The sequence below is a fragment of the Mannheimia massilioguelmaensis genome, from assembly GCF_000940515.1.
Lineage (GTDB): Bacteria > Pseudomonadota > Gammaproteobacteria > Enterobacterales > Pasteurellaceae > Basfia > Basfia bettyae.
The window spans coordinates 289,808-312,588 of record NZ_CDQL01000004.1 but is presented as its reverse complement, the minus strand read 5'-3'; the positions used below and the strand labels follow the sequence as shown (position 1 = coordinate 312,588).

Genomic DNA, 22,781 nt, shown 5'->3' with positions numbered 1-22,781 from the left:
AAATTCTGACCGCACTTATTCATTTCAAGCTTTATAGAAAAGTATTCACAATTTCTAAAAACTCGTTTTCAGTCATTACTTGTACAGCAAACTCTTGGGCTTTAGCCAATTTTGAACCAGCATTATCTCCCGCAATCACAAAATGTGTTTTAGCGGAAACACTGCCAGCTACTTTTGCACCAAGTTTTTGTAACAATTCTTTTGCCTCATTACGCCCCATTTGGGTTAATGTACCTGTTAAAACCACGGTTTTATCTTTAAATGGATTTTCGCCGATCTCTTTGACTTCCACAGTTTCCCAATGTACACCTTGTTGAATTAAGTCATTTACCACATCAAGATTATGTTGCTCACGCCAGAATACATAAATACGGTTTGCAACCACCTCACCGACATCGGGCACTTCTTGCAATTGTTCTAAACTTGCTACTTGTAAAGCCTCAAGGGTTTTAAAATAGTTTGCTAAACTACGAGCGGTTGCTTCGCCTACGTCACGAATGCCTAAAGCAAATATAAAACGAGATAATGTTGTATTTTTTGCACGTTCTAAACTTGTTAAGGCATTATCTGCGGATTTAGCGCCCATTCGCTCCAAACGCATCAAGGTAAACAAATCAAGTTTAAATAAATCTGCGGGCGTATGAATCAATTCACGATCCACTAATTGCTCAATGAGTTTTGCCCCAACGCCATCAATATCCATGGCTCGACGAGAAACAAAATGTTTGAGCGCTTCTTTACGTTGTGCATCACAAAATAACCCACCTGTACAGCGAGCTACAGCTTCGCCTTCAATTCGGACAATTTGCGAACCACATACAGGGCATTCTGAAGGAAATATGATCGATTGTGCATCCATTGGACGTCGGTCATGCACCACGCCAATAATTTGTGGAATAACATCACCTGCACGGCGAATAATTACCGTATCACCAATAGCAATATCTAAACGAGCAATTTCATCTCCATTATGTAGTGTGGCATTACTGACCGTTACCCCAGCAACAAACACAGGTTCCAATTTTGCTACAGGGGTAATCGCACCAGTACGCCCCACTTGGAATTCTACATCCTTCAGTACAGTCATTTCTTCCTGTGCAGGGAATTTATAAGCGATTGCCCAACGTGGTGCTTTTGAAATAAAACCAAGTTGTTGTTGAAGCGCAATATCATTAATTTTTAATACAGTTCCATCAATATCATAACCAAGAGTTGGACGCACTTCTTGAATGTGACGATAGAAACCTAATACTTCATCCACACCATGACAAAGGCGAATTTCTGGATTCACGGGAATACCAATAGATTTTAACCATTGTAAGCGTTCATATTGGGTCGGTGGCAATTCCACTCCCTCAGCAATGCCAATACTATAGGCATTAAGGACTAATGGACGTTGGCTAGTAATTTTCGGATCAAGTTGACGCAATGAGCCTGCGGCAGCATTACGAGGATTTGCAAAAGTTTTCTCACCATGTTCCAAAGCTCGTTCATTCAAACGATTAAAACCATCTTGAGGCATAAAGACTTCACCTCGCACTTCTAAACGTTCTGGTGGATGATCAGTCAATAACTGCAATGGAATATTGCGAATAGTACGAATGTTTAAGGTAATATCTTCGCCAGTAGTACCATCACCTCTTGTCGCAGCTTGAGTAAGCACGCCATTCACATACAAAATACTTACGGCTAAACCATCTAATTTAGGCTCACAACAAAAGGTTAAAGGATCAGGTAAAGCAACTAAACGATCCTGAATACGCTTCACAAAGGCATAAAATTCTTCATCAGAAAAAGCGTTATCCAAGGATAACATCGGCAGTTCATGCGTAATTTGAGCGAACGCTGAAAGTGGTTTGGCGCCTACACGTTGAGTTGGTGAATCCGCAGTAACTAACTCAGGATATTGCTGTTCTAGAGCTTTCAATTGATGAAATAAACGGTCATATTCCGAATCTGGAATCTGCGAATTATCCAATACGTGATATTGATATTCGTGATAACGAAGTTGTTCTCTTAATTGTTTAATTTGTTGATTAATATCTGTCATGGGATTTTCCAACAAAACAAACCGCACTTTCAAGTGCTCAAAAGTGCGGTCGATTTTTCAAAAAATTTAAGTTTATTTTACTCGGTCAAAATATTCTTGTTCCGATGCCTCAGTTAATAATTCTTGTTGTTCCGTTAACACAAAACCACCAAGCTGTTCTGCTAAAGTTTTAGCGGCTCGCATCATAATTTTTAAATTAGTAAGATTATTACCAGGCGAAGGTAAACGCATAAAGATTGCTACACCTACTGTGTATAACTCTTGCAATGCATAAGGATTAAATGTACCGGGTTGAGTAATATTGGCGGCACTAAATAACACTGGGCTTGCTACGGTTAAATCCAAATGGCGGTGATAAATACTACCTTCTCCATAAATAAAGCCGAGATCTTCTAACACTTGAACTAAGGTCACACCGTGGAATTCACGATTTTCTGGAGCAACCACATATAACATCACAAATTCACTGTTTTCATCTGTGGCTAGCGTAGCTTGTTCCTGAACAGTGACCACAGGTTCTTCTTGTACTTCAATCGGTTGTTGTAATGGTGCTTTTGAAATCGGTGACTGTGCAAAGACTTGATTGCCTGCTTGTGAAGCTTCTTGCAATTGTACACGTAATAACTCTGATGAAGAATTAATACCTTCATCTAAATCCATATTAGCTTCAATATCGGCAATACTTTGCTGTGCTAAATTTTGTACAGGTTGAGGTTGAACAGAAGCATTTTGTGGATAATATTGCGCATTAGATGTCCCTTGAACTCTTGCTGTAGAAGGTCTCATTTCATATACAGGAGCCGTTTCTATAGGGGCAACATCAACATTAGGCAAAGTAATTTTAATTTGATCGACGGATTGAGGATCTGGTCTCATATCTTGAGCAGATTGCAAATGATCATCATGATAATTTTCAAAATTCAAGGTTTGCTGTGTTGATGCAATAGAAGGTTCTGCAACAACGGGCGGTTCTTGATGAATAACCGCTTGTTTAGGCTGTGTAAATGTCGGTGCAACACTGGTTGCTTTATTATAAGGTCCATTATGTGGAGTTGAATTAAGGGCTTGTCCAGAATGGCTGAAGGCATTAGCATTCTGAAAATATTGAGACTTTTCACGACGATTTGACCATAATCCGTGAGCAACTAAAGCAATTAGCGCTAGAATGCCTAAAATAATTAAAATTGTATTTAAATCCATTGCTAAGCGATTCCTTTTCCTGTTTTTACAACCGCATCACATAATCAATGTGACCTATAAAATGGTATTAGCTTATCATATTTTATTAATTTAGTGATATGTTTATCTTGATAAATTGCAAGACACTTCACATTTAATTCAAGTGTTATTCTCACACTTAGTCCACACTGACTAAGCAATGTTCAAAAAATATTGTATTTTCCTACCGCACTTTGTATGCTAACTGTGATTTAACATGACTTGGAAAGTAAAATTTAGGATTTGCTATGATTGAAGAAAAACAAATAAAATCAGGATTTCATTACTTTGTAATGGGTTGGCATTTAATTACACAACAAGGATTACGCCGTTTCGTGATTATGCCTATTTTGCTGAATATCGTGCTTTTAAGTGGCTTATTCTGGCTTTTCGTGAGTAAAATTTCAAGTATGATTGAAAGTATTATGAGTTTTATTCCTGACTGGCTAAGCTGGTTAAGCGGTATTCTCTTAGCCTTATCCATTCTGATGATTCTGTTAGTCTTCTACTTTATTTTTAATGCGTTATCAGGCTTTATTGCTGCACCATTTAATGGTCTATTAGCGGAAAAAGTTGAAGTCATGTTAACAGGCGAAGGTCCTGAAAATATGACTACCGCAGAATTTATTAAAGATACCCCCCGTATGCTTGCTCGAGAATGGCAAAAATTAATTTATAGCTTACCTAAATATATTGGTTTATTTTTATTAAGTTTTGTTCCTGTGGTGGGGCAAAGCATTATTCCAGTGCTTACCTTTTTATTTACCGCATGGATGATGGCGATCCAATATTGCGACTATGCCTTTGATAACCATAAAATTTCATTTGGCACCATGCGTTTTAAATTAGCTGAGAATCGCACACAAAGTTTAGTGTTTGGTTCATTTGTTACCCTTTGTACGTTTATTCCATTACTTAACTTTGTAATTATTCCCGTCGCCGTCTGTGGCTCAACAGCTATGTGGGTAGATACTTATCGTAAACAATTATACCTCAATAAAAATTCAGAAAAATCTACCGCAGTTTCAACACAAGAAAATAATAGCAAAGGAGCTGATATGGTGGTTCGAGCTAATACGGATATCCAATCTAAATAATTATTTCTTCATGTTATTAGGCAGATAGGTTATCTGCCTTTTTTCCATCTATTTAAAAACTAAGACAATTTTTCTTAAATAGAATTTAGTTATAAAATAGATCTAATAACTATTTTTTTTATATAAGTTGCAGTGATATAACTATTGCTACTAAATTGATAGTTTTTAAGGAGAATATAACTATGACAATTTTTGCAGATAATTCATATTCTATCGGTAATACTCCATTAGTTCGTTTAAAACACTTTGGCAACAACGGTAACATCGTTGCTAAAATTGAAAGTCGGAATCCGAGTTTTAGTGTGAAATGTCGTATTGGTGCCAACATGGTATGGCAAGCTGAAAAAGACGGAGTGTTAACCAAAGGCAAAGAAATTGTCGATGCAACTAGTGGTAATACAGGTATTGCCCTTGCTTATGTAGCGGCTGCACGGGGTTATAAAATCACCTTAACCATGCCTGAAACTATGAGCTTAGAACGTAAACGTTTATTGCGTGGTTTAGGTGTGAACCTAGTATTAACAGAAGGTGCCAAAGGCATGAAATGTGCAATCGCCAAAGCAGAAGAAATTGCAGCATCAGATCCTAATCGTTATGTGACCTTAAAACAATTTGAAAACCCTGCTAATCCAGCAATTCACCAACAAACGACAGGCCCTGAAATTTGGGAAGCTACTGAAGGTAAAGTAGATGTTATTGTGGCAGGTGTTGGTACTGGCGGTACGATTACAGGTATTTCACGTGCTATCAAATTAGACAAAGGCAAAGCAATCACTTCTGTTGCCGTAGAACCTGCAGAAAGCCCCGTGATTACACAGACCCTTGCGGGTGAAGAAGCGAAACCCGGCCCACACAAAATCCAAGGTATCGGTGCAGGCTTTATTCCCAAAAACTTAGATTTAAGCCTAATCGACCGTGTTGAAACCGTGGACAGTGAAACTGCCATTGCAACGGCGCGCCGTTTAATGGCTGAAGAAGGCATTCTTGCTGGAATCTCATCAGGTGCAGCCATTGCTGCAGCAGATCGCATCGCGAAATTACCAGAATTCCAAGATAAACTTATTGTAGTAATTCTTCCTTCTGCTTCAGAGCGTTATTTAAGTACCGCACTGTTTGAAGGTATCGAGGGTTAATCAATTTCTAATAACTATAAATTTCTTTCCTATAATCCCTTTGTGGTCAATTTTGCGAATTGACCGCTTGTTGTTTTCAATTTTCTAAAAATTCCCCAAAAAAACCGCACTTTGAGTCTTCCCAAAGTGCGGTATAAATTGACAAAATTTTATGCTTTATTGCTTAGCAATAACCTTTCCATCTACATAATCCACGGTAACTGGACTTGCTGGCAATAATTTGCCTGACAAAATTTGTTGTGCCAATGGATTTTCGATTTCTTGTTGAATTGCACGTTTCAACGGTCTTGCACCATAAATAGGGTCATAACCTACTTCACTAATAAAATCTAAAGTAGCATCACTAAAGTGAATGTCATATCCATGTTCAGCCATTCGTTTAATCAAACGAGCTAATTGAATTTGTGCAATGGATTTGATGTTTTCTTTAGCCAATGGGTGGAATACCACAGTCTCATCAATACGATTGATAAATTCAGGGCGGAAATGTTGTCCGACTACCGACATAACAAGTTCCTTCATGCCATCATAACCAAGATCTTGATTACCTTGAATTAAATCTGAACCAAGATTTGAGGTCATAATCACTACTGTATTACGGAAATCCACTGTTCTACCTTGACCATCAGTTAAACGACCATCATCTAATACTTGTAACAAAATATTAAATACATCATGATGTGCCTTTTCCACTTCATCTAATAAAATCACTGAATATGGACGACGACGTACCGCTTCGGTTAAATATCCGCCTTCTTCATAACCTACGTAACCAGGAGGCGCACCAACTAAACGAGATACGCTATGTTTTTCCATAAACTCTGACATATCAATACGTACCATGGCATCTTCATCATCAAACATAAAGTTTGCTAATGTTTTACATAATTCTGTTTTACCAACCCCTGTTGGCCCCAAGAATAAGAATGAGCCAATCGGACGATTTGGATCAGATAATCCTGCACGACTACGACGAATAGCATTAGCAACAGCTTCAACTGCTTCAGCTTGACCAATCACACGTTTATGTAATTCATCTTCCATACGAAGTAATTTTTCTTTTTCACCTTCCATCATGCGAGAAACAGGAATGCCTGTAGCACGTGAAAGCACTTCCGCAATTTCTTCGTCTGTCACTCGATTACGCAATAAGGTCATTTCCTTACCTTCCGCCTTATTCGCATCAGAAAGTTGTTTTTCTAAAGTAGGAATCACACCATATTGCAATTCAGACATTTTATTTAAATCACCCGCCCGACGTGCTTGTTCCATTTGCATACGCGCATTTTCAAGCTCGGCTTTAATATGTTGTGTACCTGAAAGTGTGGCTTTTTCACTTTTCCAAATTTCATCAAGTTCTGCATATTCCCGTTCTTTTTCTGCAAGTTCTTTTTCAAGCATGGTGAGCCGTTTACGGCTAGCTTCATCTTCTTCTTTTTTCAAAGCTTGCTGTTCTAGTTTTAATTGAATAATGCGGCGTTCTAAACGATCTAGAGGTTGAGGTTTAGAATCAATTTCCATACGAATGCTAGATGCTGCTTCATCAATTAAGTCAATGGCTTTATCTGGCAATTGACGATCAGAAATATAACGATGAGATAAAGTGGCAGCGGCAACAATCGCAGGATCAGTGATCTGCACATGATGATGTAATTCATAACGCTCTTTTAAACCACGCAAAATTGCAATGGTATCTTCCACCGTTGGTTCATCTACAAATACCTTTTGGAAACGACGTTCAAGAGCCGCATCTTTTTCAATATATTGACGATATTCATCTAAAGTTGTTGCACCAACACAATGTAATTCACCTCGAGCAAGACTTGGTTTTAATAAATTCCCCGCATCCATTGCTCCATCAGTTTTACCTGCCCCCACCATAGTGTGAATTTCATCAATAAAGAGAATAACTTTGCCTTCTTCTTGAGCAAGCTCTTTTAAAACCGCTTTTAAGCGTTCTTCAAATTCACCACGATATTTGGCACCAGCAATCAAAGCCCCCATATCTAATGAAAGTACACGTTTACCTTTTAGCCCTTCTGGCACTTCACCATTAACAATACGTTGGGCTAAACCTTCCACAATCGCCGTTTTACCCACACCTGGCTCACCAATTAGCACTGGATTATTTTTGGTACGGCGTTGTAGCACTTGAATTGCACGGCGAATTTCTTCATCACGTCCAATTACAGGGTCAAGTTTGCCACTTTCTGCACGAGCAGTTAAATCTATTGTATATTTTTCTAGTGCCTGACGGCTTTCTTCTGCGTTTTGATCCTTCACGCTTTCTCCTCCACGAATCTGTTGAATCGCTTGTTGTAAATTTTCTTTTTTCGCACCGCACTTACGCAACACATCGCCTATGCCACCTTTTTCGTCTAATGCAGCAAGTAAAAATAATTCTGATGAAATAAATTTATCTTGTTTTTGTTGGGCTATTTTGTCACATAAATTCAATAAGTTAAGTAATTGACGGGAGATTTGTACATCCCCGCCATTGCCTGATACTTGCGGTAATTTATTCATTTCGCTGGCTAATTCTGATTTTAACGCACGTAAATCCACACCTGTAGTGGTTAAAATCGGAGCCACTGAACCATCCTGTTGATTAAGCAATGCACTTAATACATGAACTGGTTCAATATATTGGTTATCTTTACCCAAGGCTAATGATTGCGCTTCGGCTAAAGCCTGTTGAAATTTTGTGGTAAATTTTTCAATATTCATATTTGCCTTCCTTATAATCTTTAGAACGTTTTTTGTTCACAAAATAGTAAATAAGATCGATTTCTGCGCTTTCAAGGTTAAAAATAAAATATTTTATGTTAAATAAACAATCTATCACTGGGTTTGCTTGCATAAATAAATTTATGCAAAATTTCTGAACTCAATAAAATTTCTCTCGCTGTTCAAATTTTCAAAAATCTACCCGCACTTTTATAGACTTAATGGCTAGCGAGGAATCTCCCATTAGCCATAGAGTTAGAAGAAATTAAACAATACTATTCATCGGTATAATCTCATTTACTCTCCTCTTATTGCCCTCTATAATGCCTTCAATAAAAATAATTTATAGGTATTGGCATGCAATTTTCAAAAATGCACGGTTTAGGTAACGACTTTGTCGTTGTAGATGCGGTGACACAAAATGTTTATTTTCCTGAAGAGCTAATTCGTAAATTAGCAGATCGTCATCGTGGTATTGGTTTTGATCAAATGTTAATCGTTGAGCCACCGTATGATCCTGATTTAGATTTTCACTATCGTATTTTTAATGCCGATGGTAGCGAAGTCGCTCAATGTGGTAATGGTGCTCGTTGCTTTGCTCGTTTTGTCACTATAAAAGGCTTAACAGATAAAAAAGATATTGCCGTAAGTACATCAAATGGACGTATGGTGTTAACCGTCAAAGAAGATGGAATGGTTCGTGTGAATATGGGTGAACCAATTTGGGAGCCTGCAAAAATTCCATTTACAGCAAACAAATTTGAGAAAAACTATATTTTACGTACTGATATTCAAACTGTGCTTTGTGGCGCCGTATCCATGGGTAATCCTCACTGTACTTTAGTTGTAGAGGATATTGATACTGCCAATGTGGTGGAATTAGGTCCACTACTTGAAAGCCATGAACGTTTCCCAGAACGTGTGAATGCAGGATTTATGCAAATTATGAATCCTGGTCATATCAAATTACGTGTGTATGAACGTGGTGCTGGTGAAACTCAAGCTTGTGGTAGCGGTGCTTGTGCAGCAGTAGCAATCGGCATCATGCAAGGTTTATTAGACAAGAAAGTTCAAGTAGATTTAATGGGCGGTAGCTTACTGATCGAATGGGAAGGTGAGGGGCATCCACTCTATATGACAGGTGAAGCAACTCATGTGTATGATGGTTTCATTAAACTTTAATTTGATTAAGGCGTCTTATCACGCCTTTTATTCTCTCTAGCGTTGCAAAATCATTGAGATAATAATTATGTATCATGAACAAACTGAAGAGACTGTCATTAATTTTTTGAAAAAGCACCCGCACTTTTTCGAAACCCATTTAGATCTGCTTGAACAATTAGTCATTCCTCATGTTCAAAAAGGCAATTTATCTCTTGTAGAAATGCAATTAGAACGACAACGTGAACGAATTAAAGAATTAGAATCACATTTAGAGCGGTTTTATCGGTTAGCCATTCAAGATCAAGATATATTCTTAGCACTGCTACCATTACAAAAGCGGCTGGCTAACACTCAACATTTTATGGAAGGTGTTGAAGTTTTAGATCATTGGGCAAAAGAGTTTGAATTACAACAGGTAAAGATTTTACTTTTTACAGATAGCTGGGAAAGAAGTTTAGATGTACCGGCACAATACTGGCTAGATCGTAAAGGTTTTGAATTGATTCGTTTAGAGCGTTTAGGCTTACGTAAAATCTATCTAGGCGAATTAACTAATAAGGAAAAATCCTTACTGTTCTTTCCTCAGGAATTACCTGTAGGATCTCTTGCTTGTTGTTTATTAGGAATGCGAGCTAATCAACATCAGTCCAATGCTTTACTCATATTTAGTGCAAGAGAAACTGATCGTTTTTATAATGGACAAGACACCACCTTTATTCGACATATTATTGATATTGTTGAATTACATTTACATCGTTGGTTATTAAACTATCAAAAATAATTGAAAGATAATACTATGACGGAATGGTTACAAAAATACTGGAATTATTTACGTATTGAACGCCAAGTAAGCCCTTATACGTTAACAAACTACCAGCGTCAAATGGATGCAGTGTTGGAACTTATGCAAGCAAATGATATTCGCAGTTGGCAACAAGTTTCGCCAAGTGTTGTCCGTTTCATTTTGGCAGAAAGTAAAAAATCGGGTTTACATGAAAAAAGTCTTGCCTTACGTCTGTCTGCATTACGTCAATTTTTAAGTTTTCTAGTCACCCAAGGTGAACTTAAAGTCAATCCTGCAATTGGTATTTCAGCACCTAAACAAGCTAAACATTTACCGAAAAATATCGATGCAGAGCAACTGAATAAACTGTTGAGCTCAAATAGTAAAGAACCAATTGATATACGTGATCATGCGATTATGGAACTCATGTATAGCTCTGGATTACGCTTATCAGAGCTACAAGGATTGAATCTTACTAATTTAAACTTCCGAGCCCGTGAAGTAAAAGTCTTAGGGAAAGGGAATAAAGAACGCATTTTACCCTTTGGTCATCATGCTTCTCATGCAATTCAAGAATGGCTCAAAGTCCGTTCACTTTTTAATCCAAAAGATGATGCATTGTTTGTGAGTCAATTAGGTAATCGGATGTCCCATCGTTCAATTCAAAAACGTTTAGAAATTTGGGGAATACGCCAAGGATTAAATAGCCATTTGAATCCTCATAAATTACGTCACTCTTTTGCCACCCATATGTTAGAAGCCAGTTCAGACTTACGGGCAGTACAAGAACTCTTAGGGCATAGTAATTTAGCAACAACACAAATTTATACACACTTAAATTTCCAACATCTAGCCGAAGTATACGATCAAGCACACCCTCGGGCTAAACGACATAAATAGGAAAATTTTATGAAATACTACCGCACTCTTTATCCCTTTAAAGTGATAAGCTTTGATCTAGATGATACGTTATATGATAACTCACAAGTTATCTTAGATGCCGAACAACGTTGTGTTGACGTACTACATGAATTAAGTGGTATCGCTGAATTAAACCGTGATTATTGGAACCAATGGAAAGAACGGATTGCTAAACGCTTTCCATTATTAATGGAAAATGTCACAGAGTGGCGTATTCAAACAATTAATGAGTTACTTACTCATCATAAGAAAAGTGCGGTAGAAATTGAAAAAATTTCTAATATAGCGATGAAAAATTTCTTTGAATGGCGTCATAAAATGCAAGTGCCTCAAGCCAATCTAGAGGCACTCAATCAATTAAAAAATTATTATAAATTAGCTGCGATTACTAATGGCAATGTCACTCCTCAGCGTGCAGGATTGAATCAATTTGATTTAGTTTTAACTGGAGGAGTGCATGGTCGAGCAAAACCGCACCAAGATTTATTCCATCAAGCAGCAGATTATTTCAAAGTACAACCTAATGAAATTCTGCATGTCGGCGATAATTTAATTACCGATGTACAAGGTGCTATTCAAGCGGGCTGCCAAGCCGCATGGATTAATTTATCCAATCAATCATTAAATCAATTGGCGGAGGCAAATCTATGCCCGACTTTGGAAATCTTCGCAATTACAGACTTATTAAACTTAATTCATCAATGATAAAACTCATATGAAACGTTCCCAACACCAATTCATTAAGCCATATTCTGCTTATTCAAGTCCACTTATATAAAATAAGTGGCTTTTATTAATGTTTTCCGAACAATCCACCTAGTCTGCCCATACCACCCATCATGCCTTTCATGCTACGCATCATTTTCGCCATACCACCATTACGCATTTTTTTCATCATACGTTGCATTTCATCAAATTGTTTCAAAAGTTTATTCACATCTTGAACTTGTGTACCTGAACCTAATGCAATACGGCGACGACGTGAACCTTTAATAATATCAGGATTTGCACGTTCTTTAAGGGTCATTGAGTTGATGATTGCCTCCATTTTTACGAACATTTTATCATCTACTTGATTTTTAACATGATCAGGTAAATTTTTCGCACCAGGCAATTTATCAAGCATGGACATCATACCGCCCATTTTTTTCATTTCAATTAATTGCTCACGAAAATCTTCTAAAGTAAAACTATTACCTTGTTTAAATTTCTTGGCAATTTTTTCAGCTTTCTCATGATCTACATTCCGCTGTAAATCTTCTATTAATGAAAGCACATCTCCCATACCTAAAATACGAGAGGCAACTCGTTCTGGATGGAAAGGTTCTAAGGCATCTGTTTTTTCACCAACACCTAAAAATTTAATTGGTTTACCGGTAATTTGGCGAATAGATAACGCTGCACCACCACGAGCATCACCATCAACTTTAGTCAAGATTACACCTGTTAATGGTAAAGCCTCATTAAAAGCCTTTGCCGTATTAGCAGCATCTTGACCAGTCATCGCATCAACAGTAAATAGTGTTTCAATTGGATTTAATACAGCGTGAATCTGTTTAATCTCATCCATCATATCGCTATCGACGTGTAAACGCCCTGCAGTATCGACAATTAGCACATCATAAAATTTTAATTTTGCGTCAGCTAATGCGGCTTTAGCTATAGCAACTGGGTTTTGTTGCACATCTGATGGAAAGAAATCTGCACCAACAGCTTCTGCTAAGGTTTCCAATTGTTTAATTGCCGCAGGACGGTAAACGTCAGCTGAAACCACTAATACTTTTTTCTTATGACGTTCTTTTAAGAATTTTGCTAATTTACCGACAGATGTTGTTTTACCCGCGCCTTGTAAACCAGCCATTAAAATGACGGCTGGAGGCTGAGTAGCGAGATTAAGCTCTTCATTTGATTCTCCCATCGCCAGTTCAAGCTCAGATTGAACAATTTTTAAGAACTCTTGACCTGGCGTTAAGCTTTTATTTACCTCTTCACCAATCGCACGTTCTTTAACTTTATTAATGAATTCACGTACTACAGGTAAAGCTACATCAGCTTCTAACAAAGCCATACGTACTTCGCGTAACGTCTCTTTAATATTATCTTCTGTTAAACGTCCTTTCCCTGTGATATTACGCAGAGTTTTCGATAGACGATCGGATAAATTTTCAAACATTGTTAATCCCACTTTTTTCAAAATTTTTGTAATTATACTGAAATCTAATAGATTTTCATCATTTCAAATAAATTTATAGCGATTTTACTTGTACATAGCTAAAATAACAGACATATGTTTTTTATTAAGTGAGTAATTTATGTGGTTTTCAATTTTATCTATTGTATTTTATGTACTGGCATTGCTGCTGATTGCCCCTATTTTACTAAATACAAAATCTGTGCAAGCTAGTAAAAGACCACAAAAACTGCCTTTATTTATTACTGCACTTTGTGCCATTGTGTTCCATATCTTTAGTATTTATCCATTACTCACTGATTTAGTTACGGGTCAAAACTTTACGCTGTTAGAAATTGGCTCATTATTTAGCGTTATCATTGCGATATTTGCGACATTATTCATGTTGCGTGTTAACACTATGTGGTTGTTACTACCAATAGTCTATGCTTTTGCTATTATCAATATCGTGGCGGCCACCTTTATTCCAAGCCATATTATCCAATTGCTTAATCAAAACACATCATTGCTATTCCATATCGGTTTATCCGTATTCACTTATGCCCTATGTTTTATTGCAATGCTTTATTCTATTCAATTGGTGTGGATTGATCGTTCATTAAAAGCAAGAAAAACTCAATTTTCGCCAGCTATACCGCCATTAATGACCGTAGAACGTCATTTTTTCTGTCTGTTTACAATTAGTGAATTGTTATTGACATTTACTTTAATTTCAGGCACTTATCACCTTTTACAATCAATTAATATTGAAACTATTCATAAAGCAGCCTTTTCTTGTGCAGGCTGGCTTATTTTTGGGATTGGACTAGTTGGACACTGGAAATATCATTGGAAAGGAAAAAAGATGATTGTTTATACAATTTCAGGTATGATCCTTCTCACCATTGCTTATTTTGGAAGTAGATTAATCTCATCATAGGCAACCTATTTCACAAAGTGCGGTAATAAAATATAAAATTTTTTTGAAAAACACCGCACTTTTACTGTTAATTAACAAAAGGATTTTATACTTTGGACAGTATCCCCCTTAGTAGCTTATTTATTACCCTTATCATTCTCTTAATCTTATCAGCCTACTTTTCAGGTTCAGAAACGGCTCTCTTAGCGGCTAATCGTTATCGTCTGCGTTTTCTGGCTGAAAAAGGCCATCGAGGAGCACAAAAGGCTGAAAAACTGTTGAAACAAACTGATAAGTTACTCAGTTTATTGCTCATCTGTAATAACGTTGTCAACATAACGGCATCTGCAATCGCAACTATCATTGGTATGCGTATTTCTGGTGATGCGGGAGTCGCTATTGCCACTGGTTTATTAACTTTCGTCATGCTGATTTTTTCAGAAATCTATCCTAAAACGGTAGCAGCCAACTATCCAGAAAAAATAGCAACTTTATCAAGCCATATTCTTCTGGTTTTGATGAAGATTTTGACACCTGTAGTATACTTAATGAATTTAATTATTAAGGCGGTGATCAAACTTACAGGCTTAAAATTAGATAACAAAACGCATTCATTAAGTTCTGATGAATTACGTTCTATTGTCAATGAATCAGGTAAATTTATTCCTTCAAGCCACCAACAAATGTTGCTTTCTATTCTTGATTTAGAAAAAGTCACTGTGGATGACATTATGGTTCCTCGCAATGATATTTCAGGCATTGATATTAGCGATGATTGGAAATCAATTATGCGTCAGCTCAACCATGCTCCTCATAGCCGTGTGGTCATCTACAAAGAAAATATGGAAGAAAATATTATCGGTATTTTGCGGGTACGTGAAGCTTATCGGTTAATGATGGATAAAAATGAATTTACCAAAGAAATTTTGGTTCGTGCGGTGGATGAAGTGTACTATATTCCTGAAGGCACAGGATTAACAGCTCAATTACTCAATTTCCGTAATAATAAAGAACGAATTGGTTTAGTGGTTGATGAATATGGCAGTATTCAGGGGCTAGTCACACTTGAAGATATCTTAGAAGAAATTGTGGGTGAATTTACTACCTCAACAGCGCCTTCTATTAATGAAGAAATTATTCAGCAATCTGATGGTTCAATGATTATTGATGGCTCTGCCAATATTCGTGACATTAACAAATTACTTGATTGGAATCTTAATACAGACGAAGCTCGCACATTCAATGGACTGATTCTAGAACATCTTGAAGAAATCCCTCAAGAAGGTACTGAATGTGAGATCGATGGTTTAAAAATTACTATATTAGAAGCAAGTGATAATATGGTCAAACAGGCTAAAGTTATTAAATTATAACCTCATGTTATTTCTCTAAAAGCGATGAAATCTTCATCGCTTTCTATTTTATATAAAATATATTTTTATTCATACTCTCTTAAATACCCTTTCTTTTTGTAATGTTTTATTAGCATTTAATTTAATTAAATATTAATTTAATTAAATTTTATAGAAATATATTGATTTCACCTGCCGCATGAATGATAATTATTTTTATTTTTATAAACAAACCTAAGGAAAAAATAATGCGTAAAGTAACGTTGACTTTATTGCCACTTACCTTATTTGTGGCAACAACCCTACATGCACAATCTACTGCCCAGTTAGATACTATTGATGTTGTAAGTGATAACTACTCTCCTCAAACTGAAAATATCAATGGTAAAGGTACTGTAAAAGTACGTCAGGCAACTAAAATGTCTGATGTGCTACGTGGTGTACCTGGTGTTAATGTAAATGGTGCTCGTTCTGTGGTTGAACGCTACAACATTCGTGGGGTAACTGAAGAATTCTTAAATGTAACTGTTGATGGTGCTCGTCAAAATGGTTTTGCTTTCCACCATGGTGGTAACTATGCAATCGATCCAGAAGTGTTAAAGCGTGTTGATATTGATGTTGGTTCTAACTCTGTTGCAACAGGGGCTGGCTCATTAGGTGGCTCAATTAAATTTGAAACAGTCGAAGCTGCTGACATGCTAGAAGATGGTCAAAATGCAGGTGGTAAAGTTAAATATGGTTGGGGCAGTAACGGTAATTCTCACCAATCCATGGCAATGTTATATGGTCGTGCTAACAATTTAGATTTATTAGGCTACTTTAACTATCGCCATCAATTAGATGGTAAAGATGGAAATGGTACGAAAAATGCGAATAAAGGCCATGCTCAAGATTATTTAATTAAAGCTAAATATAATATTACTGAAGATCAGTGGGTAAAAATTTCTGCAGAACGCTATTCAAATAGTGCATTTGCTTGTGCTAAAGCCAATATGGCAATGTGCTTAGAAACTAGTCCGACAAATGAAGCTAAACAATATGCAAAATTATTGCGTAAAACCTATACATTAGGTTATGGGATTAATCCAACTGATAATCCGTGGGTAAATTTCAAGGCTAATGTTTATAGCACAGAAACTGAAACAACCGTGATGGGAAATCCTAAAACTAATATTAAAACTGTTGGTGGAACGCTATCTAATACATCTGAAACAGATCTAAGCTTTACCCATCATAGAATTTTAGTTGGTGGAGAATATTATAAAACAACCGAAAAAGCTCTAGGTTCGACCGTTAATAATTATGAAGTAAAATTAGACAGCACATCTGCCTATATTGAAGACCAAATTGGAATAGGTGATTTCACCATTATTCCAGGTGTTCGTTACGATCACTATCGTGCAGATTTATCAGAAACCGTGGATAAATCCTACCATCGTTTTTCTAAAGCATTAGGTTTGCGCTATGCTTTAACAGAAAATTTAGTTATTTTTGGCAACTATACAGAACTATTTAAAGGTCCTGATGCAGGAGATTTAGTGGTACGTAGTGGTGCTAGAAATTACCATGCGAGCATTGAAGCCACTAAAGGTGAAAACCATGAAGCTGGTTTTAATTTTGCTACAGCGAATTTATTCACAGGGGATGATGATCTATCCTTTACTGCAAAATATTTCCATACCCATTATGACAATATTAGCAGAACGGTAAAAATTGCTGGTCGATCTGCTTATGGTAACTTAGGTCCAGTGACTTTAAAAGGTGTTGAAGCTTCCGTTAAATACCGTATTGAAAACTTAACCGCTTCTCTTTCTTATGCAAGAGCAAGAAGTAAACAAAATACCAACATTGGTTCTATGGCAAATCCGCCTGTCGCAGGCTATGCTGCCTTTGATGATACTGGTGATAGATATAGCTTTGGCTTAAATTATTATCTGCCTGAACAACAAATTGAGTTAGGTTGGAATACTTTATGGGTTAGAGGAATCAACTTATATGATGAGTTAAGTACAGGTCGTGGACCAAGCGCAAGATATTATCCAGGATATACTTATAAAGAAGCTTATTCTGTGAGCAATGCTTATATTTCTTGGGCACCTAAACAAGTTAAAGGATTAGAGTTAACCTTTGGTGTTGATAATATCTTTAATAAAGCTTATGTGGATCAAAGTACTCAATATTATGGTGCTGTAGATTTAGATCCAGGTCGTAACTATAAATTAAGTATCTCTTACAAGTTTTAATACATCCTCATCTCATGATGACCTTTTATTGGGAGAATGAAAATTCTCCCTTTTTTTATCCGCACTTTTAATAAAAATCATTAATTCTATCAATTACAGCAATAGAAATATTTACCAATAAACCGAACTTTGCTAGAATTCCCTATCTAATTGAAATTCATTCTCAATTATATTTACATTTTATTAACGTTATTAAGGTTTTACCATGGTAGAAGGATTATTTGAATTTTTAAAAGCTTATAGTGACTATATTGTGCTCGGTTTATTATGCTTAATGAGCTTTATAATGATTTGGTTTGTCATTGAACGTTTTATTTTCTTAGGTCGTGTTAAAGTAAAAACATATAGTAATATTCACGAATTAGATATTGATCTTAATCGACATCTCACCATTATTTCTACTATTGGTGCAAATGCGCCTTATGTTGGCTTGTTAGGTACGGTTGTAGGGATTTTATTAACTTTCTATGATTTAGGTAACTCTGGTGGCGATATTGATGCCTCAGCCATTATGCTTCACTTATCACTTGCCTTAAAAGCAACTGCAGTAGGTATATTAGTAGCAATTCCATCTATGGTCTTTTATAGTGCACTCCTCCGTAAAGTAGAAGTTAACCGCTTAAAATGGAAAGCTTTAAATAGCCAAAAAAATATAGGTGAGTAACGTGAAAAAGTTTGATGAAATTAACATTATTCCATTCATCGACATTATGTTGGTGCTACTGGCAATTGTTTTGATCACTGCTTCATTTATTTCACAAGGTAAAATCCAAGTAAATGTACCTAAAGCTTCTTCTACAGTAGCCTTTAAAGCAGATGATCTCGCAAAATTATTAACAGTCACTGAAACAGGCGAAATCTTTTTTAATGATAAACCTATTCAACTGGCGAGTTTAGAACAAGAAATCAATACCTGGAATAAAGAACAAAAGGTTACTTTAAAAGTAGATGCAAAAGCTTCATTCCAAGATTTTGTTTCCATTACTGACCTTATGGCAAAGAATGAAATTAAAAATGTTGCCATAGTTACAATGAAAGAAAAAGGCAAATAGATATGCAGAAACGTTCCATGGTGGGCTTTCTCGGGTCTCTTGCTTTTCATGGTGGACTTGCAGCTTTATTATTTGCATGTTTTAAAAGTGATGATAGTGCAAATGGAATCGCTGCACAGGTAATTGATACGAATATTTCAATGGAAATGATGATGGCAACAGTGATTGAAGAATCCGCGCCAGCAGAACCAGAACCTCAAATGAAAGAAGAGGTTATAGAAAAAGAAACGGTTGAAGATCCTACATTGAAGAAAGTTCAAGAGAAACCAAAAGAAAAGCCAAAAGAAAAACCGAAGGAAAAGCCTAAAGAAAAACCGAAGGAAAAACCAAAAGAAAAGCCAAAAGAAAGTGAAACAGTTGTAAAAGCTACAGCCTCACCACAACAAGTGGGAGTAAAAGCGAATCAGGCAGTTATTTCAAATGCGAATGCAAATTCACAAATAACTGGTGTTAATAGAAATGTTAATACCTCGGATACAAGCTTAGCGGGAAAAGGGGCAAGCTCTTCAGAAATTGATGCTTATAAGAGTGCGATTAGACGTGAAATTGAACGCCATAAAAGATATTCTCAACGAGCTAAAATGATGCGTAAACAAGGTACTGTTATCGTTGCATTCAATATTGGAGCAGATGGTTCATTAACTGGGGAACGAATTGTTCAGTCATCAGGAAGTGACGATCTTGATAATTCTGCATTAAGTGCGGTACAAAGTGCAAACTCAGTAGGACCAAAACCAAATGGTATGGCGAGTGCAATTAGTGTGCCAATTTCTTTTACAATCCAGTAGTTTTGCTACTGTCGGCAATTCAGCGTAAAATAAGTGCGGTTAATTCTAACCGCACTTTTCTTATTTCATACATATTTTTCTAAGGATTTATCATGATTATCGGGCCTTATATTAATGCTGTGGCTATTATTACTGGTGCGCTTATTGGTGCTGCCCTTGGTGGACGTGTTCCTGAGCGTTTACGTAATAATCTTACCCTATTATTTGGTTTATGCTCCATGAGCATGGGGATCGTGATGATTGCTAAAGTAGCAAATATGCCTGCTATGATTCTCGCATTATTATTAGGGACTATTATTGGTGAAATAATTTTATTAGAAAGTGGTATTAATAGAATTGCCTCTTCAGCTAAAGTTATTATTGAAAAAATTTTCCCAAATAATGAAAAGAAAGGTTTATCGCATGAAGAGTTTCTACAAAAATTTGTAGGCATTATTATTTTATTTTCATTTAGTGGCACAGGGATTTTTGGGGCGATGAATGAGGGGTTAACTGGAGATAATAATATTTTAATTATAAAAGCTTTTTTAGACTTTCTAACCGCAATGATCTTTGCCACTTCATTAGGTATGGCTGTAGCAACAGCTGCAATACCGCAAACTATTTTACAAGTTATATTAGCCTATTGTGCAATCTTTATTATTCCCTTAATCACGCCTGAAATGCGAGCTGATTTTGCAGCAGCAGGAGGGATGATCATGGTCGCAACAGGTTTCCGCATTTGTGGATTAAAAAATTTCCAAATTGCCAATATGCTCCCAGCGCTGTTTATCGTCATGCCTATTTCTGCATTATGGATTAAATTTATGGTCTAATGGAATTAATAAAAGTGCGGTCTAAATTTTATTATTTTTTACCGCACTTTCTTACAAAGAGGTATGGCATTATGCCTGGCTGTTTAAGAATTTATTGTACCACAATTAATCCTATCGCTCCCTTATCAGCCTGCATTAAATCAGATGCACCAAAAAGAAAAGGTTGCATATTAGAAGATAGATTATCAAATTTGACTATTAGTTGAACCTTTCCCTTAATCCAAACTGTATCTTTCCAAACTAATTCACTTTCTTCAGTGACTTGTCCATCAATACTTTCGATCAGGAATTTAGCGCCTTGTATATAAAACCCAGTTGGAATTGAACTGGTTAAATGCCAACGTTCAATTGAGCCTTGTTTTACATTAACATCAATACGACGAGGGTCAAAGCGTTTTTGATTAATCATTCCGTTACTCGCATCAATATGGAATGAACGCTCTTGAGTAATCTGTTTCGGCAACATTGCATGACTAGTAAATTGTAAATTAGGATTACCGTTAAATACAGATAATAGCCCTTCAGGTCTAAATTCAAGAACTGTGTTTTCGGACAGCTCATTATCTGAATCAAATAATAGCTTCGCTTTATCTACAATTCCTCGTTTCGTGCCTGCAATTAAAGAAACATTTCCGCCTTCATTGAGGTCCACTAATAATTCAACACGCTCACCAGGAGCAACAAAAATATTCTTCACAGCTTTGCTTTGCGGTAAAAAACTTTGATCTTTAGCAATAACAAATAAATCACGATCATCTTCCATTCGTAGATCATAAGCTCGAGAAAGAGAGGCATTAACAATACGTAAACGAATCCATCCTCGACTAACCGCTAAATAAGGAGCTTCTTGACCATTCACTAATAGGCGTTCACCATAAAAGTGCGGTTCGTTTTGTTGAAATAATTGTGTGCCAGTACTGTTAATTTTATGATCTTGTAAAATTAAAGGAATATCATTTACACCATATTTATTGGGCAATTTTGCTTTACGACTTTCCTCATCTTCAACAATCCAAAGTCCTACTAGCCCTCGATAGGTTTGATATGCGGAACTGGCTAAGGTACAAGCATGATAATAACAAGTGGCCGCTGGTTGGCTAATTGGAAGAATAGGAGACCAAGCTTGACCGGGCTTTAAGCCATGACCAATTCCCCCAATTAATTCCCCCGAAGCCTGTAGGCCCTGAATATTGAACGCCACTAGTTGAGATAAATTATTTCGCCAGGTTAACTTAACAAAATCACCTTGTTTTACTCGAACGGTCGGCCCTAAATAACGTCCATTAAATCCCCAAACCTCCACTAATTTTCCTGAATTGAATTCAAACTGTGTAGTTTCTGTGCTGAGAATTACAGGACGTCCTCGACTACTTTCTAACACGGGCGGGATTATTAACGGTTGGCGGCTAGCCGCTAATAAAGGCATGGGAATAGCAGTAAGAGCTGTCGCAATTAAGGTTCTTTTAAAAAATTGACGACGAGAATAATTTTCCATAAAAACTATTTTCCTGACTGAGCAATTTCAGCATCAAGTTCTGCAATGCGCTTTTCCATTAAATCATGACAATATTGCGCAAGCTCACGTACATTATCTTTTGTATAATTGGATACATCAATCGGCTGCATAATTTCACAGATTACTTTACCATTATCCCAACGATTTAAATCAATTTTATTATGTGTTGTGGAACAAACCACAGGAATAATAGGTACACCAGCAGTTAAAGCAGCATGAAAAGCCCCTGTTTTGAAAGGCAATAATCCTCTACCTCGGCTACGCGTTCCTTCTGGAAACATCCAAATTGATAAATTATCGCTATTAATACGGGCGGCGACTTCAGCCATAGTATTATGAGCACGGTTTTTATTTTCACGATCAATAAAAATATTGCCTGTTACCCAATATAAAAGTCCAAAGAAAGGAATCCAAATAAGGCTTTTTTTACCCACTGTCACCGTGCGATCTCTAACCATATAAGAAATGGTCACCATGTCGTAGTTATTCTGATGATTCCCAATATAGACAGCTCGAGGATAGCTATCTACACCCTCAGGAAAACGATGTTCCACATTTAACCCAAATAATGGCCATAAACGCCCAAAACAACGCGCCATTACTCCTACATTACTTGGATTTTTAAAACGAATAAATGAATAAATTGTGCCTAATACACAAATTAAGATACAGCAGACCGTCACTACAATAATTCGAAGTAATTTCAACATAAATTTGATACCTTTGATAAATTTGGTAAAGTATAACGAAATTAGGAAAATAAGTGTAGAACATCGCAATAAAAAATCGGGTTCTTACCTATTTTAGCTTCTATTTTGATAACAAGTTAACT

At 36.5% G+C, this 22,781-nt stretch carries 19 protein-coding genes; 13 read left to right on the top strand and 6 right to left on the bottom strand.

Going from position 1 to position 22,781, the window contains the following annotated elements; translation table 11 throughout:
• Positions 1-31: 31 nt before the first annotated feature.
• Positions 32-2,050, bottom strand: a complete 2,019-nt coding sequence (gene ligA, locus BN1226_RS02935; RefSeq protein ID WP_044469905.1) for an NAD-dependent DNA ligase LigA — start codon at positions 2,048-2,050, stop codon at positions 32-34.
• 72 nt (positions 2,051-2,122) lie between these two features.
• Positions 2,123-3,250 (bottom strand): cell division protein ZipA, encoded by a 1,128-nt coding sequence (gene zipA, locus BN1226_RS02930; protein ID WP_044469904.1) that lies wholly within the window; start codon positions 3,248-3,250, stop codon positions 2,123-2,125.
• Positions 3,251-3,516: 266 nt separating this feature from the next.
• On the opposite strand from zipA, the gene cysZ reads away from it, so the two are divergent.
• Both cysZ and cysK read left to right on the top strand, forming a co-directional pair.
• Positions 3,517-4,365, top strand: coding sequence for a sulfate transporter CysZ (gene cysZ, locus BN1226_RS02925; RefSeq protein ID WP_044469903.1), 849 nt, complete (start codon positions 3,517-3,519; stop codon positions 4,363-4,365).
• Between the two features lie 182 nt (positions 4,366-4,547).
• Positions 4,548-5,498 (top strand): cysteine synthase A, encoded by a 951-nt coding sequence (cysK, locus tag BN1226_RS02920; protein WP_044469902.1) that lies wholly within the window; start codon positions 4,548-4,550, stop codon positions 5,496-5,498.
• Positions 5,499-5,654: 156 nt separating this feature from the next.
• On the opposite strand, the gene clpB is transcribed toward cysK, so the two are convergent.
• Complete coding sequence (gene clpB / locus BN1226_RS02915) at positions 5,655-8,225, bottom strand: ATP-dependent chaperone ClpB (RefSeq protein ID WP_044469901.1); 2,571 nt, start codon at positions 8,223-8,225, stop codon at positions 5,655-5,657.
• A gap of 357 nt (positions 8,226-8,582) precedes the next feature.
• Between clpB and dapF the strand changes: the two genes are divergently transcribed.
• The 4 genes from dapF (at position 8,583) to BN1226_RS02895 (ending at position 11,799) form a co-directional block, all read left to right on the top strand.
• On the top strand, positions 8,583-9,407 hold the full coding sequence (gene dapF / locus BN1226_RS02910) for a diaminopimelate epimerase (protein WP_044469900.1): 825 nt from the start codon (positions 8,583-8,585) through the stop codon (positions 9,405-9,407).
• Between the two features lie 67 nt (positions 9,408-9,474).
• Positions 9,475-10,170: a DUF484 family protein gene (locus tag BN1226_RS02905; RefSeq protein ID WP_044469899.1), complete on the top strand. Its 696-nt coding sequence runs from the start codon at positions 9,475-9,477 to the stop codon at positions 10,168-10,170.
• A 15-nt stretch (positions 10,171-10,185) separates the two neighbouring features.
• Complete coding sequence (xerC, locus tag BN1226_RS02900) at positions 10,186-11,073, top strand: tyrosine recombinase XerC (protein WP_044469898.1); 888 nt, start codon at positions 10,186-10,188, stop codon at positions 11,071-11,073.
• A 9-nt stretch (positions 11,074-11,082) separates the two neighbouring features.
• Positions 11,083-11,799 (top strand): HAD-IA family hydrolase, encoded by a 717-nt coding sequence (locus tag BN1226_RS02895; protein ID WP_044469897.1) that lies wholly within the window; start codon positions 11,083-11,085, stop codon positions 11,797-11,799.
• An 88-nt stretch (positions 11,800-11,887) separates the two neighbouring features.
• On the opposite strand, the gene ffh is transcribed toward BN1226_RS02895, so the two are convergent.
• Positions 11,888-13,267 carry a signal recognition particle protein gene (gene ffh / locus BN1226_RS02890; protein ID WP_044469896.1) on the bottom strand — a complete coding sequence of 460 codons (1,380 nt, stop codon included), beginning with the start codon at positions 13,265-13,267 and terminating at the stop codon, positions 11,888-11,890.
• A gap of 139 nt (positions 13,268-13,406) precedes the next feature.
• Here ffh and BN1226_RS02885 point away from each other — a divergent pair, with 139 nt between their 5' ends.
• From BN1226_RS02885 to BN1226_RS02855, 7 genes are all read left to right on the top strand, one after another.
• On the top strand, positions 13,407-14,204 hold the full coding sequence (locus BN1226_RS02885; RefSeq protein ID WP_044469895.1) for a cytochrome C assembly family protein: 798 nt from the start codon (positions 13,407-13,409) through the stop codon (positions 14,202-14,204).
• 92 nt (positions 14,205-14,296) lie between these two features.
• On the top strand, positions 14,297-15,556 hold the full coding sequence (locus tag BN1226_RS02880) for an HlyC/CorC family transporter (protein ID WP_044469894.1): 1,260 nt from the start codon (positions 14,297-14,299) through the stop codon (positions 15,554-15,556).
• A gap of 227 nt (positions 15,557-15,783) precedes the next feature.
• Positions 15,784-17,778, top strand: coding sequence for a TonB-dependent receptor domain-containing protein (locus BN1226_RS02875; RefSeq protein WP_044469893.1), 1,995 nt, complete (start codon positions 15,784-15,786; stop codon positions 17,776-17,778).
• 205 nt (positions 17,779-17,983) lie between these two features.
• Complete coding sequence (gene exbB, locus BN1226_RS02870; RefSeq protein ID WP_005758722.1) at positions 17,984-18,442, top strand: TonB-system energizer ExbB; 459 nt, start codon at positions 17,984-17,986, stop codon at positions 18,440-18,442.
• A 1-nt stretch (position 18,443) separates the two neighbouring features.
• On the top strand, positions 18,444-18,830 hold the full coding sequence (gene exbD / locus BN1226_RS02865; RefSeq protein ID WP_044469892.1) for a TonB system transport protein ExbD: 387 nt from the start codon (positions 18,444-18,446) through the stop codon (positions 18,828-18,830).
• 2 nt (positions 18,831-18,832) lie between these two features.
• Positions 18,833-19,618 carry a TonB family protein gene (locus BN1226_RS02860; protein ID WP_044469891.1) on the top strand — a complete coding sequence of 262 codons (786 nt, stop codon included), beginning with the start codon at positions 18,833-18,835 and terminating at the stop codon, positions 19,616-19,618.
• Positions 19,619-19,710: 92 nt separating this feature from the next.
• A complete protein-coding gene (locus tag BN1226_RS02855) occupies positions 19,711-20,433 on the top strand; it encodes a DUF554 domain-containing protein (RefSeq protein ID WP_044469890.1) in 723 nt (240 codons plus the stop codon).
• A gap of 91 nt (positions 20,434-20,524) precedes the next feature.
• On the opposite strand, the gene BN1226_RS02850 is transcribed toward BN1226_RS02855, so the two are convergent.
• On the bottom strand, positions 20,525-21,928 hold the full coding sequence (locus tag BN1226_RS02850) for a multicopper oxidase domain-containing protein (protein WP_044469889.1): 1,404 nt from the start codon (positions 21,926-21,928) through the stop codon (positions 20,525-20,527).
• Positions 21,929-21,933: 5 nt separating this feature from the next.
• On the bottom strand, positions 21,934-22,659 hold the full coding sequence (locus tag BN1226_RS02845) for a 1-acylglycerol-3-phosphate O-acyltransferase (protein WP_044469888.1): 726 nt from the start codon (positions 22,657-22,659) through the stop codon (positions 21,934-21,936).
• Between the last annotated feature and the right edge of the window lie 122 nt (positions 22,660-22,781).